Origin of the sequence: Marinobacterium weihaiense (assembly GCF_019061305.1) — a bacterium.
GTDB classification, from domain to species: Bacteria; Pseudomonadota; Gammaproteobacteria; order Pseudomonadales; family Balneatricaceae; genus Marinobacterium; species Marinobacterium weihaiense.
The window spans coordinates 101,479-115,815 of the sequence record NZ_JAHQZT010000008.1; the positions used below are offsets into that span (position 1 = coordinate 101,479).

At 60.5% G+C, this 14,337-nt stretch carries 14 protein-coding genes; 10 read left to right on the forward strand and 4 right to left on the reverse strand.

Translation table 11 applies throughout. From position 1 onward, the window contains the following. Positions 1-55 precede the first annotated feature (55 nt). Entirely contained in the window at positions 56-1,246 is a 1,191-nt protein-coding gene (gene metK / locus KTN04_RS08140; protein ID WP_217334726.1) for a methionine adenosyltransferase, read from the reverse strand. A 274-nt stretch (positions 1,247-1,520) separates the two neighbouring features. On the opposite strand from metK, the gene tkt reads away from it, so the two are divergent. From tkt to KTN04_RS08180, 8 genes are all read left to right on the forward strand, one after another. Next, complete coding sequence (tkt, locus tag KTN04_RS08145) at positions 1,521-3,515, forward strand: transketolase (protein WP_217334727.1); 1,995 nt, start codon at positions 1,521-1,523, stop codon at positions 3,513-3,515. Positions 3,516-3,566: 51 nt separating this feature from the next. Continuing rightward, entirely contained in the window at positions 3,567-4,586 is a 1,020-nt protein-coding gene (locus tag KTN04_RS08150; RefSeq protein ID WP_217334728.1) for a type I glyceraldehyde-3-phosphate dehydrogenase, read from the forward strand. A 35-nt stretch (positions 4,587-4,621) separates the two neighbouring features. Then, positions 4,622-5,788, forward strand: coding sequence for a phosphoglycerate kinase (locus KTN04_RS08155; RefSeq protein WP_217334729.1), 1,167 nt, complete (start codon positions 4,622-4,624; stop codon positions 5,786-5,788). A gap of 387 nt (positions 5,789-6,175) precedes the next feature. Continuing rightward, positions 6,176-7,240 (forward strand): class II fructose-bisphosphate aldolase, encoded by a 1,065-nt coding sequence (fba, locus tag KTN04_RS08160; protein ID WP_217334730.1) that lies wholly within the window; start codon positions 6,176-6,178, stop codon positions 7,238-7,240. A 304-nt stretch (positions 7,241-7,544) separates the two neighbouring features. Further along, positions 7,545-7,823, forward strand: a complete 279-nt coding sequence (locus KTN04_RS08165; RefSeq protein WP_217334731.1) for a hypothetical protein — start codon at positions 7,545-7,547, stop codon at positions 7,821-7,823. 14 nt (positions 7,824-7,837) lie between these two features. Next, on the forward strand, positions 7,838-8,278 hold the full coding sequence (locus KTN04_RS08170) for a hypothetical protein (RefSeq protein WP_217334732.1): 441 nt from the start codon (positions 7,838-7,840) through the stop codon (positions 8,276-8,278). 64 nt (positions 8,279-8,342) lie between these two features. After that, positions 8,343-9,221 carry an EamA family transporter gene (locus KTN04_RS08175; RefSeq protein ID WP_217334733.1) on the forward strand — a complete coding sequence of 293 codons (879 nt, stop codon included), beginning with the start codon at positions 8,343-8,345 and terminating at the stop codon, positions 9,219-9,221. Positions 9,222-9,273: 52 nt separating this feature from the next. Beyond that, on the forward strand, positions 9,274-10,665 hold the full coding sequence (locus KTN04_RS08180) for an HD-GYP domain-containing protein (protein WP_217334734.1): 1,392 nt from the start codon (positions 9,274-9,276) through the stop codon (positions 10,663-10,665). A 45-nt stretch (positions 10,666-10,710) separates the two neighbouring features. On the opposite strand, the gene KTN04_RS08185 is transcribed toward KTN04_RS08180, so the two are convergent. Then, complete coding sequence (locus KTN04_RS08185) at positions 10,711-10,896, reverse strand: RSP_7527 family protein (protein WP_217334735.1); 186 nt, start codon at positions 10,894-10,896, stop codon at positions 10,711-10,713. A gap of 95 nt (positions 10,897-10,991) precedes the next feature. On the opposite strand from KTN04_RS08185, the gene gcvA reads away from it, so the two are divergent. Beyond that, complete coding sequence (gcvA, locus tag KTN04_RS08190; protein ID WP_254262448.1) at positions 10,992-11,945, forward strand: transcriptional regulator GcvA; 954 nt, start codon at positions 10,992-10,994, stop codon at positions 11,943-11,945. Positions 11,946-11,967: 22 nt separating this feature from the next. Here the strand turns inward: gcvA and KTN04_RS08195 are convergent, their stop codons facing one another. Further along, positions 11,968-12,465: a YbjN domain-containing protein gene (locus KTN04_RS08195; protein ID WP_217334736.1), complete on the reverse strand. Its 498-nt coding sequence runs from the start codon at positions 12,463-12,465 to the stop codon at positions 11,968-11,970. Positions 12,466-12,599: 134 nt separating this feature from the next. Between KTN04_RS08195 and KTN04_RS08200 the strand changes: the two genes are divergently transcribed. Further along, on the forward strand, positions 12,600-13,592 hold the full coding sequence (locus KTN04_RS08200) for a serine/threonine protein kinase (protein WP_217334737.1): 993 nt from the start codon (positions 12,600-12,602) through the stop codon (positions 13,590-13,592). A gap of 6 nt (positions 13,593-13,598) precedes the next feature. Here KTN04_RS08200 and KTN04_RS08205 read toward each other — a convergent pair whose 3' ends face one another. Further along, on the reverse strand, positions 13,599-14,261 hold the full coding sequence (locus tag KTN04_RS08205) for a 2OG-Fe(II) oxygenase (protein WP_217334738.1): 663 nt from the start codon (positions 14,259-14,261) through the stop codon (positions 13,599-13,601). Between the last annotated feature and the right edge of the window lie 76 nt (positions 14,262-14,337).

Sequence of the window (14,337 nt, forward strand, 5' to 3'; positions counted from 1 at the left end):
GATCGTACTGCCTGCCACTGATAAGTGGGCAGACAGTACAGATGGATAGCCGGTGTTACAGGCCCGCCGCATCCTTCAGGGCGTCCGCCTTGTCGGTCATTTCCCAGGGGAAGGCCAGGAAGGTGTCATCGCCCACGGTCATTTCGAACGGGTTGCGACCGAAGTGACCGTACGCCGCGGTCTGACGGTACATCGGGTGCAGCAGGTCGAGCATGCGGGTGATCGCGTACGGACGCAGGTCGAAGTACGCGCGCACCAGATCGATGATCTTGTCATCGCTGATCTTGCCGGTGCCGAAGGTGTTGATCGATACCGAGGTCGGCTCGGCGACACCGATGGCGTAGGACACCTGAATCTCGACGCGATCGGCCAAGCCGGCCGCGACGATGTTCTTCGCGACGTAACGACCGGCGTAAGCGGCGGAACGGTCGACCTTGGACGGGTCCTTGCCGGAGAAGGCGCCACCACCGTGACGCGCCATGCCGCCGTAGGTGTCGACGATGATCTTGCGGCCGGTCAGACCACAGTCACCCACCGGGCCGCCGATGACGAACTTGCCGGTCGGGTTAATGTGGTACTGGGTGCCCTTGTGCAGCAGCTCGGCCGGCAGCACGTGCTTGATGATCAGTTCCTGTACCGCTTCCTGCAGGTCGGCCTGGGAGACGTCCGGGTTGTGCTGGGTGGACAGTACCACCGCGTCGATCGCTACCGGCTGGCCGTTCTCGTAGCGGCAGGTCACCTGGGACTTGGCATCGGGACGCAGCCAGGGCAGCAGGCCGGACTTGCGCGCTTCCGCCTGGCGCTCCACCAGACGGTGGGAGAAGGTGATCGGTGCCGGCATCAGCACGTCGGTCTCGTTGGAGGCATAGCCGAACATCAGGCCCTGGTCACCGGCGCCCTGATCTTCCGGCTTGCTGCGGTCGACGCCCTGAGCGATGTCCACGGACTGCTTGCCGATGATGTTGATCACGCCACAGGTGTCGCCGTCGTAACCGACGTCGGACGAGGTGTAGCCGATGTCGCAGATCACGCCACGCACCAGATCTTCCAGGTCGATCCAGGCAGAGGTGCTGATTTCGCCGGAAACGATCGCCACACCGGTCTTGACCATGGTTTCACAGGCAACACGGGCATACTTGTCTTCCGCGATGATCGCGTCCAGTACGGCATCGGAGATCTGGTCGGCAATTTTGTCCGGGTGCCCTTCGGACACAGACTCGGAGGTGAACAGGCTGTATTCGCTCATTTCCGCAAATAATCCTCACAACAGGGTTGGGCGCAGCCGGCACGGCCGGACTGATCGCTGAAGATGGTGTTGTTCAAACCGGTTATATTAACGCCAGCCAGCGCGGCTTGCATAACCTCGGCCACATTTTTGCTTGAATTTTTTAGGTAATGGCCATGAAAAACGCTCTATTTGCGTTTTTGGATTTGAAGCCGGTCGCCATCTGGGTGAAAATTGCGCCTTTAATCCCGAATCCGTAAACCTCAAGGTTGGGTCCAGCCCCAGGAGTAGATTGATGTCCTCTCGCCGAGAACTTGCCAATGCGATCCGCGCATTGAGCATGGACGCCGTACAGAAAGCCAAATCCGGTCATCCGGGTGCCCCCATGGGCATGGCGGATATTGCCGAAGTGTTGTGGAACGACTTCATGAAGCACAACCCCGGCAACCCGCACTGGTATGACCGTGACCGCTTCGTACTGTCCAACGGCCACGGCTCCATGCTGATCTACTCGCTGCTGCACCTGACCGGTTACGATGTCAGCATCGAGGACCTGAAGAACTTCCGTCAGCTGCACTCCAAGACGGCGGGTCACCCGGAATACAGCTACTGCCCAGGCGTGGAAACCACTACTGGCCCGCTGGGTCAGGGCATCACCAACGCGGTGGGCATGGCCGTGGCCGAAAAGGCGCTGGCAGCCCAGTTCAACCGCGACGGTCACGACATCATCGACCACTACACCTACACCTTCATGGGCGACGGCTGCCTGATGGAAGGCGTCTCCCACGAAGCCTGCGCCCTGGCCGGTACCCTGGGTCTGGGCAAGCTGATCGCGTTCTGGGATGACAACGGCATCTCCATCGACGGTGAAGTGGAAGGCTGGTTCACCGACGATACGCCGGCGCGTTTCGAGTCCTACGGCTGGCAGGTGATCCGTGGCGTGGATGGTCACGACAGCGACCAGATCCGTGCCGCCATCGAACAGGCGCGCAACAATGGTGAACAGCCGACCCTGATCTGCTGCAAGACCGTGATCGGTTTCGGCTCCCCGAACAAGCAGGGCAAGGAAGATTGCCACGGCGCCCCGCTGGGCGATGACGAGATCGCGCTGACCCGCGCCGCACTGGAATGGCCGCACCCGGCGTTCGAAGTGCCGGAAGAACTGTACGCCGACTGGAACGCCGCTGAAGCCGGCAGCCGTGCCGAAAACGAATGGAACGAACGCCTGAACGCCTACAAGGCGGCGTACCCGGAACTGGCCGACGAGCTGCTGCGTCGCCTGTCCGGTGATCTGCCGGCGGACTTCGGTGACAAGGCCGATGCCTGGATCGCGCAGGTGGCCGAGAAGGGCGACACCATCGCCTCCCGCAAGGCCTCGCAGAACGCCATCGAAGCCTTTGGTCCGATGCTGCCGGAGTTCATGGGCGGCTCTGCCGACCTGGCCGGTTCCAACCTGACGCTGTGGTCCGGCTCCAAGGGCCTGACCCGCGACGATGCCAGCGGCAACTACATCCACTACGGTGTGCGTGAGTTCGGCATGAGTGCGATCATGAACGGCATCGCCCTGCATGGCGGCTTCATTCCTTACGGCGCCACCTTCCTGGTGTTCATGGAATATGCCCGTAACGCGGTGCGCATGGCCGCCTTGATGAAGCAGCGCGTGCTGTTCGTTTACACCCACGACTCCATCGGTCTGGGTGAAGACGGTCCGACGCACCAGCCGATCGAGCAGATCGCCAACCTGCGTCTGACCCCGAACATGGAAACCTGGCGTCCCTGCGATGCGGTGGAATCGGCCGTATCCTGGAAAGCTTCCGTGCAGCGCACGGATGGTCCGAGTTCCCTGATCTTCTCCCGTCAGGGCCTGCCGCACCAGACCCGTGACGCCGACCAGATCGCCGCCATCGAGCGCGGTGGTTACATCCTGCGTGACTGTGCCGGTACCCCGGATGCGATCCTGATCGCCACGGGTTCCGAGGTATCCCTGGTGATGGAAGCCGCTGATGCCCTGACCGCCAAGGGCAAGCAGATCCGCGTCGTGTCCATGCCTTGTACCGAGCGTTTCGACAAGCAGGACGCCGCCTACAAGGAGCAGGTGCTGCCGGCAGCCGTGACCGCACGTGTCGCCGTGGAAGCGGCCCACGCCGACTTCTGGTACAAGTACGTCGGTCTGAACGGCGCCATTGTCGGTATGCGCAGCTTCGGCGAATCGGCTCCGGCCGGCGAGCTGTTCAAACTGTTCGGCTTCACCGTCGATAACGTTGTCAGCACGGTTGAAGGCCTGCTGTAAACGCACCCCGGCCGGGTGCAGGTACGCACCCGGCACCTGGTAGATACTGGCATGAGCTATCGAATCGCGATCAACGGTTATGGCCGCATCGGACAGGGTGTCCTGCGAGCGATCTATCAACACGGCCTGCAGTCGGAACTGCAGGTAGTGGCGATCAATGAGCTGTCCGGTCTGGATACGCTCACCTACCTGACCCGCTATGACACCACGCACGGCCGTTTCCCCGGCACGGTGGAGAATGACGGTGAGGTGCTGCTGATTAACGGTGATCGCATTCGCGTGTTCAGCCATGCCGAGCCCGAGCAGATTCCCTGGGAGGCGCTGGACGTGGATCTGGTGCTGGAATGCTCCGGTGCCTTCAGGACGCGTGCAGATGCCGAGCGGCATCTTGCCAGCGGTGCGCGCAGGCTGCTGTATTCGCATCCGGCGCAGGCGGATATTGATGCGACCGTGGTGTTCGGCTTCAACGAGCATACGCTCGCCGCCGGGCACCGTATCGCCTCGGCTGCTTCCTGCACCACCAACTGTGTGGTGCCGGTGCTGAATCTGCTGGATCGTCATTTCGGCATCGATAGCGGCGTGACCACCACCATTCACTCGGCGATGAACGATCAGCCGGTGATCGACAGCTACCATCGCAGTGATCTGCGCCTGGCACGCAGTGCCATGCAGTCGATCATCCCGGTGGATACCGGCCTGGGGCGCGGCATCGACCGTTTGTTGCCGCATTTGGCTGGTCGGTTTGAGTGTCTGCATGTACGGGTACCGACGATTAATGTGTCGCTGATGGACCTGTCGGTGAATCTCTGCCGTGACACCGATGCCGCCACCGTCAACGCCATGCTGCGCGAAGCGGCCGGCAACGGTCTGGAAGGGCTGTTGGGCTACACCGAGGAACCGCACGCCTCCATGGACTTCAATACCGACCCGCGCTCCACCGTGGTGGACGGTACCCAAACCCGCGTTGCGGGTGGCCGGCTGTTGAAGCTGCTGTGCTGGTTTGATAACGAATGGGCGTTTGCCAACCGGATGCTGGATGTATCCCGGTACTGGCTCAAGCTCAAGGACTGAATAACCGACTCAAACAAGAAACAGGAATCCCTCTGATGAGCGTTTTGAAGATGACGGATCTGGATCTGGCCGGCAAGCGCGTGCTGATCCGTGAAGACCTCAATGTTCCGGTCAAGGATGGTCAGGTGACCTCCGATGCCCGTATCCGTGCCTCCCTGCCCACCATTGAAGTGGCGCTGAAGGCCGGTGCCAAGGTGATGGTGATGTCACACCTGGGCCGTCCCACCGAAGGCGAATACGAAGAGCAATACTCGCTGGCGCCGGTGGCCGAGCACATCAGCAAGCTACTGCAGCGTCCGGTACCGCTGGTCAAGGACTGGCTGGACGGTGACTTTGAGGTGGAAGAGGGCGAACTGGTCCTGCTGGAAAACGTGCGCTTCAATGCCGGTGAAAAGAAGGATAACGAAGCCCTGTCCAAGCAGATGGCGGCGCTGTGCGACGTCTACGTGATGGATGCCTTCGGCACCGCGCACCGCGCCCAGGCGTCTACCCACGGTGTGGCCAAGTTTGCGCCGGTTGCCTGTGCGGGTCCGCTGCTGGCTAATGAATTGGATGCCCTGGCCAAGGCGCTGGACAACCCGGCACGTCCGATGGCGGCGATTGTCGGCGGCTCCAAGGTCTCCACCAAGCTGGAAGTGCTGAATGCGCTGTCCGAGAAGTGCGATCAGCTGATCGTCGGTGGCGGTATCGCCAACACCTTCCTGGCGGCGGCTGGCAAGCCGGTGGGCAAGTCGCTGTGCGAGCATGACCTGATTCCGGCCGCCAAGGCGCTGATGGAGAAGGTCAATATCCCGCTGCCGGTGGATGTGGTCGTGGCGAAAGAGTTCGCCGAAACCGCCGAAGCGGTGACCAAGTCCGCCGATGATGTGGCCGATGACGAGATGATCCTGGATATCGGTCCCGAGTCTGCCAAGAACCTGGCCGCTCTGCTGACCAGCGCCGGTACCATTATCTGGAACGGCCCGGTCGGCGTGTTTGAGTTCGATCAGTTCGGCGAGGGCACCAAGGCGCTGTCACTGGCGATCGCCAACAGCGAAGGCTTCTCTATCGCCGGCGGTGGCGACACTCTGGCCGCGGTGGATAAATACGACATCGCTGATAAGATCTCCTACATCTCCACCGGCGGCGGTGCCTTCCTGGAGTTTGTGGAAGGCAAGGTACTGCCGGCGGTTGCGGTATTGGAAGCACGCGCGGCGAAGTGAACCATCAGTCACTTGCGCAAGCCAGGTCTTGTTCAGGTGGCTCGGCTCGGGCGCCAATCTTGTCGGGACGCCGTGGATACGTCCTTGTAGGCTCCGACCGCGACATCCATGTCGCGGACTGCCCGACAAGACCAGCACCCGAGCCGATATGCAGGTTGGGCAGAGACTGTTAGAAAGGTGCAGGTTGTGTCTGCTCGGGGTCATCCGCCGCAGGGATGCGGCGGTTGAAGCGTACAGGGATGTATTTACAGCGTCCCTGAGCAAATACGGCCTGCGCCTTGCCCCGCTAGGAAACGTGAGAGTTAGCTCTGTTTTACTTGGGCAATGCAGTGCTGAACGGCCTGCCAAGAACAGAATTTTTGATGAACCAATTCAAAGGGTGAAACCATGGCTTTGATCTCCATGCGTCAGCTGCTGGACCATGCCGCCGAATATGGCTACGGCATTCCGGCGTTTAACGTCAACAACCTGGAGCAGATGCGTGCGATCATGGAAGCGGCGGCCAAGACCGACTCGCCGGTGATCGTGCAGGCCTCTGCCGGTGCGCGCAAATACGCGGGTTCCAACTTCCTGCGCCACATGATCCTGGCCGCGATCGAAGAGTTTCCGGACGTGCCGGTGTGTATGCATCAGGACCACGGTACCAGCCCGGCGGTCTGCCAGCGCTCCATCGCCATGGGCTTCTCCTCGGTGATGATGGATGGCTCCCTGGGTGAAGACGGCAAGACCCCGACCGACTACGCCTACAATGTCGACGTGACCCGTCGTACCGTTGAGATGGCGCACGCCTGTGGTGTCTCGGTGGAAGGCGAACTGGGCTGCCTGGGTTCTCTGGAAACCGGTCAAGCCGGTGAAGAGGACGGTATCGGTGCCGAGGGCATCCTGACCCACGACCAGATGCTGACCGATCCGGACGAAGCGGCCGACTTCGTCAAGGCCACCAACGTGGATGCGCTGGCAATCGCCTGCGGTACTTCTCACGGTGCCTACAAGTTCACCAAGCCGCCGACCGGTGACATCCTGGCGATCGATCGCATCAAGGCGATCCACGACCGTATCCCGGGTACCCACTTGGTGATGCACGGCTCCTCTTCCGTGCCGCAGGAGTGGCTGGCGGTGATCAACCAGTTTGGCGGCGAGATCCCGGAAACCTACGGTGTGCCGGTCGAGCAGATTGTCGAAGGCATCAAGTACGGCGTGCGCAAGGTCAATATTGATACCGACCTGCGTCTGGCATCTACCGGTGCCGTGCGTCGCTTCCTGGCGGAAAACCCGGCCGAATTTGACCCGCGCAAATTCCTCAAGGCCACCATGCAGGCGATGAGTGAAATCTGTATCGCCCGTTATGAAGCCTTCGGAACCGCCGGTCATGCCAGCAAGATCAAGGCGGTCTCGCTGGAGGACATGTCCGAGCGTTACATGACCGGTGAGCTGGACGCTAAGATCAACTGATCAGGTACCGGTACGGTAATGGAGACCCGGCACTGCCTTTGGCGTGCCGGGTTTTTTATGTCACCTATCCTTCATGTCACTATCAAGAGACACTGTAAGTGCTTGATTTAAAATAAGTTTACATACACTTGAGTATACGGTCGTTCAAAACGCGACACTTTTTCACGGGTTACATACCAGCCTTCGGCTGAACCCGGGATTACCCAGAAAAATATTATATAAATTGTTGTTTATAAAAGTTTTTTATTTTTATGGCACGATTCGTGTTTGTGTTCTTCTGCAGTCACGGAAAGGAGCAAACAGGATGGTACGTCTGACATTGGTACTCACGGTCATGCTGACCGTCATTGGTCTGCCGGAAGCATTGAAACCGGTATTGTTTCAACAGGGTCCCCGGCTGGTTATTCTGACCACGGATGAAGAGCCGCATATACTGAACCCCATGGCTCGCGAGCGCGTGTTGCCCCCTCTGCAGCCGCTGGCGGCACCCCAGCAATTGCGGACACTGGAAATTGATGACGGACCTCAGCTGGGCCAGTATGAGGCCTATGCCGAAGCCCTCATGTCCCGTACCCAGAGCTGATTCACGGAGGCCCCATGCGAGCTTATTTCCCACGCCGTTCGACTCCCGTAGCCCTGATACTAACGGTGGCGCTGACCTTGGGCGGTTGTGGCACCATCATGCATCCCGAACGCAAGGGCCAGACCAGCGGGCGCATTGATCCCGGCGTTGCCGTACTGGACGGCCTCGGGCTGTTGTTCTTCTTTGTCCCCGGCGTTATCGTGTTTGCCGTTGATTTCAGCAACGGCACCATCTACCTGCCCGGCGGGGCACGTGCGGATGCCGGCACGCTGGATGACAGCCGTCAAATCAGCTTCGAGGGGCGTCCCGGCCGGGCCGAACTGGAGCGGCTGTTGCAGCAGCAGGCCGGTATCCGCGTGGATCTGGAGCAGGCGCTGGTGTTGAGCCCGGATCAGTACCTGGCCCTGCAGGAGGCATCGCGTCCTCTGCCTACCGCCGTGCCCCTGATTCTCTGACGCTGTGTAATGGGGCCGGACGCGGTATCCTTGCCTTCCCCGTTGTGATGCAAGGACCCGTCCGATGCCCTATTTGATTGCGGTTACCCTGTTGTGGGCCGTTTCCTTCAGCCTGATCGGCGAATACCTGGCGGGTCAGGTCGACAGTTACTTTGCCGTCCTGACCCGGGTGGTATTGGCCAGTGCCCTGTTTCTGCCATTGTTGCGGCCCGGCCGCCTGCCGCCGGGGCTGATGGCCGGGATTACTGGAGTCGGTGCGCTCCAGTTCGGCCTGACCTACATAGGTCTCTATCTCTCCTTTGAATATCTCAGCGTGCCCGAGGTGCTGCTGTTCACCATCTTTACCCCGCTGTATGTCGCGCTGATCGACAATGCCCTGAAGCGCCGCTTCGCCCTGGCGCCCGTCATGTCCACTCTGGTGGCGGTGATGGGGGCAGCAATCATCCGCTATGACCAGGTCAGCGACGACTTTATTCGGGGCTTCGTGCTGTTGCAGCTGGCCAACCTGACGTTTGCCGCCGGGCAGGTTGGCTATGCTCATCTGAGTCGTCATTACGATCATGTCGGGCGCCAGGCCTGGCAGGGTTTCGGCTTTTTCTTCATTGGCGCATTCCTGGTGGTGTTGCCCGCCTGGCTGCTGCTGGGGAACCCGGACAAGTTGCCGCAGACCGGTCTACACTGGGGTGTGCTGGCCTGGCTGGGGCTGGTGGCGTCGGGGCTGGGCTTCTTCTTTTGGAACCGGGGCGCTACGCTGGTGGATGCCGGTACTCTGGGCATCATGAACAATGCGCTCATCCCGGCGGGGCTGGTGGTGAATCTGGTGGTCTGGAACCGGGATGCGGACCTGCCGCGACTGCTGATCGGCGGAGCGGTGATCCTGGCAGCCATCTGGCTCAACGCGGCCTGGCCGCGCTGGTTCCGGGCCGGCAGCCGCTGGGCCTGATGTCCGTAGGCGCCATCACTGAATCAAAAATACCATGTTCCGAGGGCCTGTTATGGAGCGTTGGCACAATACCCGCTATGACGGACTGAAACTGTCCGAATTGATCAGCGCGCTATCCCATGCATTGGATATGACGGAAGGCCAGCCGCCGGGGCATTGCATGCGCTGTTGCTGGATCGGCATGCAGCTGGCGGACCAGCTGGGGCTGGATGATGGTCAGCGCTGGGCGCTGTATTACACTCTGCTGCTCAAGGATCTGGGCTGCAGCAGCAACGCGGCACGGATCTGTGAGCTGTACGGTACTGATGACCTGAGCTTCAAGCGTGACTTCAAGTGGGTCAATGACAGCCTGGGCCAGGTGGTACGCTTTCTGCTCAAGCATACCGGCCGTGACCAGGGCATCGCTGACAGCTTCAAGCGCCTGCTCAAAGTGGTGCGTGAAGGGGATCAACTGGCCAACGAGTTGATTCAAACCCGTTGTGAGCGTGGTGCCGCCATCGCCCGTGATCTGGGGTTTGATGCCAGTGTGGCCGAGGGGATCCAGGGCCTGGATGAACACTGGTGCGGCAGCGGCCGTCCCCGGGGGCTCAAGGGGGCAGACATTCCGCTGTTCTCCCGTATCGCGCTGCTGGCTCAGGTGGTGGATGTGTTCTACACCGGCGCGGGCCCCCAGGCGGCCTTGGCGGAAGCCCGGGATCGCAGTGGGCGCTGGTTCGACCCTGAGCTGGTGGCTGCACTCGAGCAGGCCGTGGCGCAGCCCGACTTCTGGCGGGTACTCAACAGCGATGACCTGAGCACTCGTATTCTGGGCTTGTCACCGGCCGATCATGAATGGACCGTGGATGATGACTGCCTGGATCGCATCGCGGCGGCTTTCGGTCAGGTGGTGGATGCCAAGAGTCCCTATACCGCAGGTCACAGCGAGCGCGTGGCGCTCTACACGGACATGATCGCCGAACAGCTTGGATTGCCCATGCCGCGACGGCGCTGGCTCAAGCGCGGTGCGCTGCTGCACGACATCGGCAAGCTTGGGGTCAGCAATAGCATTCTGGACAAGCCGGGCAAGCTGGAGGCGGACGAGTGGCAGCAGGTGCAGCGTCACGCCGGTTTTACCGAAGACATACTGTCTCGCATCGGTGTCTTCGATGAACTGGCACAGGTGTCGGGTGCGCACCATGAACGCCTGGATGGCACGGGATATCCACGGGGGCTTAAGGATGAACAAATCTCATTGGAAACCCGAATCATTACCACAGCGGATATTTTCGATGCGATTACGGCCGAACGTCCCTACCGAGGAGCGATTCCGGTGCGGCAGGCACTGGAGATGATGCGCGAGAGTCTGCATACGGCCATCGACAAGCGTTGTTTCGATGCGCTGGTGCAGGCATTGTCAGAGGTGGAGGCGGATGAGAGGGAAAGCGGGCTGCCGGTGGCAGAGTGAAGGAAGACGGAGGGGGTGGAGAGTGAGGCTCCACCCCGCGTCTACTCAGTTCACCAGAGCGGAAGCGCCAGCCAGCGGGCGACGGGGCTTGACCATGCGAACAATGCCGCGAACCAGTGATTTGATGCCGTTCATGATGAAAGCGGAACGCTCACGGCGCGCCTGTTCAACATAGTAATCCACGTCTACCAGACCATTCTGTGTCATTACCATGCGGTTGAAGTCGGACATTTGAGAGTAGAGCTCCTTAATGAGTCAGTTAATTTACAGGGCTTATACTAAGGTCTAAAAAGGCAGGCGACAAAGGATAGATTTTCAGGCTATAGTTGAAAAAAACTAAACAGTCGCCCAGCCCTTCGAGGAGAATCGCCATTCGCCGTCTGCCCCCCCTCAATGCCCTGCGCAGTTTTGAGTCCGCCGCCCGCCTGCAAAGCTTCAACGAGGCTGCTGAAGAGCTCTGTGTCACCCCGTCGGCCATCAGCCATCAAATCAAGTCACTCGAGCAATTCCTGGGCGTGAAGCTGTTTCGACGTGAGCGTCGCCAGGTCAGCTTGACGGCGGCCGGCGAGCGCTATCTGCCGTCGATCCAGCTGGCGCTGGATGAGGTGGAAAGTGCCACCCGCCGGTTGATGACCTCGCCCAACCTCAGTGCCGTGAACATCAGCGTGGCACCGGCGTTTCTCAGTCGCTGGCTGGTGCCTCGCATCTCACGCTTTCAGGAGCAGTACCCGGATGTGGAGCTGCGGTTCAGCGCCACTACCGGCTATGTGGATTTCGAACACTCGGATACCGACATGGCGGTCTATTACGGCGAGGGCAGCTGGCAGGGGGTGGATATCCATTTTCTGCGTCATCTGGTGTCGACGCCGGTGTGCAGCCCGGCGCTGATGGCGGCGGGCAAGGGCCTGCAGGAGCCACGAGACCTGCTGGACAAGACACTGATTCACGTTACCGGACGGCGGCAGGAATGGCCGCAGATTCTGCGTCAGCTGGGGGTCCGGGCCACCGGGCTGACCCGTACCATGTCGTTTTCAAGCACGGCGCTGGCGGTATCGGCCGCCATTGAGGGCATCGGCGTGGCGTTGGCGGATCGGGCACTGGTACAGCGTGAATTGGATTCAGGTCAGTTGGTGGTGCCGTTCGACATTACCCTGGACAAGCCCAAGGGGTTCTACCTGGTGTATCAGGAGAAGCGGCAGCTGACCTATGGCATGGAGGCCTTTCGGGACTGGATACTGGCGGAGATGCATCAAGACCTGCTGCCGGGTGCGACGAGCTGACCCGGCACAGGTCGGTACCGAATCAGTTGGTGATCAGCGAGCCGGTGTCTTCGGCCTCATTGATGAATTTTTCGAAGTCAGTGCTGGCCACGCGCCACCAGTCGATGGTGTCGTCCAGGTTGTTCTGGCTGACGCCGTGGCGCAGGTTGACGGCCATCTCCAGCGTGGGGTCACCGTCGGCATCCAGATAGGCCTTGCCAAAGCGCATCTCGCGGTTCCATTCGTTAAGACGGCTCAGGCTGACATTGATATCGCTCCAGACCGCTGAAAACTGCACATCCTTGCAATCGGCATTGTCGGTGCAGGAGTAAAAAAAGATACCGTACTTAATGCCTTCAATGCGGCCGGTAATCAGTGGGTCGCCGTAATTATCGGTGCTCAGGCTGGCGGAGCCGAAGCCACGCGCCACATCGACAATACGCTCCGGTGTTGTGGCGGAAACGAGAGAATCGGCACTGACGGGGGCCACCAGCAGGGAGGTGGTGGCCAGGGCCAGCAGGAATGAAACCGGTTTACGCATCACATGCTCTTTGTGTGGATGAAGGCGCCTACTGTTAACGATTTTCCGGTGGAACTCAACGGTTGCAGCAACGGCTGTCTTCCGTGCGCCGGATGGCGCTAGAATGGCACTTCATTTACAGCTGCAGGTGTCTCATGTCCGCGAATGTTTCCCAGCCTTTTTATCAGCTTATTCCCGACACCGTGATTGATGCCGTGGAGTCCATGGGCTACCTGAGCGATGGGCGCATACTGGCGTTGAACAGCTATGAAAACCGGGTCTACCAGGTCGGGCTGGACGAAGCCGAACCGCTGATTGCCAAGTTCTACCGGCCGGGGCGCTGGAGTGATGCCCAGATCATGGAAGAACATGCATTCTGTTTCGAACTGGCCGAACAGGAGCTGCCGGTGGTGGCCCCGTTGCAGCTGGATAATGGCGACAGCCTGTTTCACTTCCGTGATTATCGCTTTGCCCTCTATCCGCGTCGTGGCGGCCGTGCCCCGGAACTGGGCGACGCCGATCATCTGTATCAGCTGGGGCAGACTCTGGGGCGGATTCATCTGGTGGGCGCCGCACGTCCCTTTGTGGCCCGCCCGGCGCTGGATATCCAGAACTATGGCCGTGACAGCATCGAACTGATTGCCCGGGATTTCATTCCGGCCTCGCTGCGGGAAGCCTATACCAGCCTGGCGGATGACCTGTTGCAGGGCATTGAAGCCTGTTATGCCGTGGCGGGTGAGGTGCGCAATATCCGCGTGCATGGCGATTGCCATGGCGGCAATATCCTCTGGCGGGACGATACCCCCAACTTCGTCGACTTCGACGATGCGCGCATGGCGCCGGCGGTGCAGGATCTGTGGATGCTGCTGACCGGTGACGATCGCCAGCAACAGCAGCTGCAGCTGGCCGAGGTGATCGAGGGCTACAACGAGTTTGCCGATTTCGACCCGCGTGAGTTGCACCTGGTGGAGGCGTTGCGCACCCTGCGCATGCTCAACTACAGCGCCTGGCTGGCGCGGCGCTGGGAAGACCCGGCGTTTCCGCGCAGCTTTACCTGGTTCAATACCGAGCGCTACTGGGGTGAGCACATTCTGCAGCTGCGTGAGCAGCTATCGGCCCTGCGTCAGCCGCCGTTGAAGCTGCTGTAGGGCCGCTCAGCGTGGCGGGTCGATCTGGTTGTTGATGCTGGCATTGACGCGGAACCAGCCGGCAATGCTGTAGCGGTCGGTAGCGGCGGGCAGAACCTCGTGCGGGAACTGCTCGCTGAGGAAGATCACCAGCGTGCCCATGCGCGGCACCACCCGCTCGATTGGGGTTTCACTGTCCGGTTCAGGCCAGATCAGCAGTTCGCCACCGGCGTGTTCGTCCCAGTCCGGGTTGAGGTAAAGCACAGTGGTCAGCACCCGGTTGGTCTGACCGCGGAAGGCGTCCAGGTGACGCTTGTAGAAGGCCCCGGCGCGGTAGTGTGCAAAGTGTGCCTCATAGTCGAACAGGCCCATGAACAGACGCCGGTTCAGCCCCTCGCGCAGATCGCTCATCCAGTCCAGATAGTCGGCCTCCGCCGGGTGTTGGCGCCCCAGCCAGCGAATCTGGTCACGGCGTATATCAGCCTTCAGCTGATGGTCTTGCTCACGGCCGATACCGGCCTGCTGCATCTGTCGCGGCGAGAAGCTGTCCAGATGCTCATACAAGGCTCGGCCCAGTGTTTCCGGCAGCGCGGACGGCAGGATGATATAACCCTTGTCGACCAGCGTATCGGCGATACGGTCGAACAGGGACTCACGCAGATCAATGGGCAGTTCAGGGGGTGAATACACGTGGGCATCCTCCGCAACAGAGAATTGTCTTTTATACTGCCGAATCGTTAATCTGTCAGCAAAATTTTACAAAAGG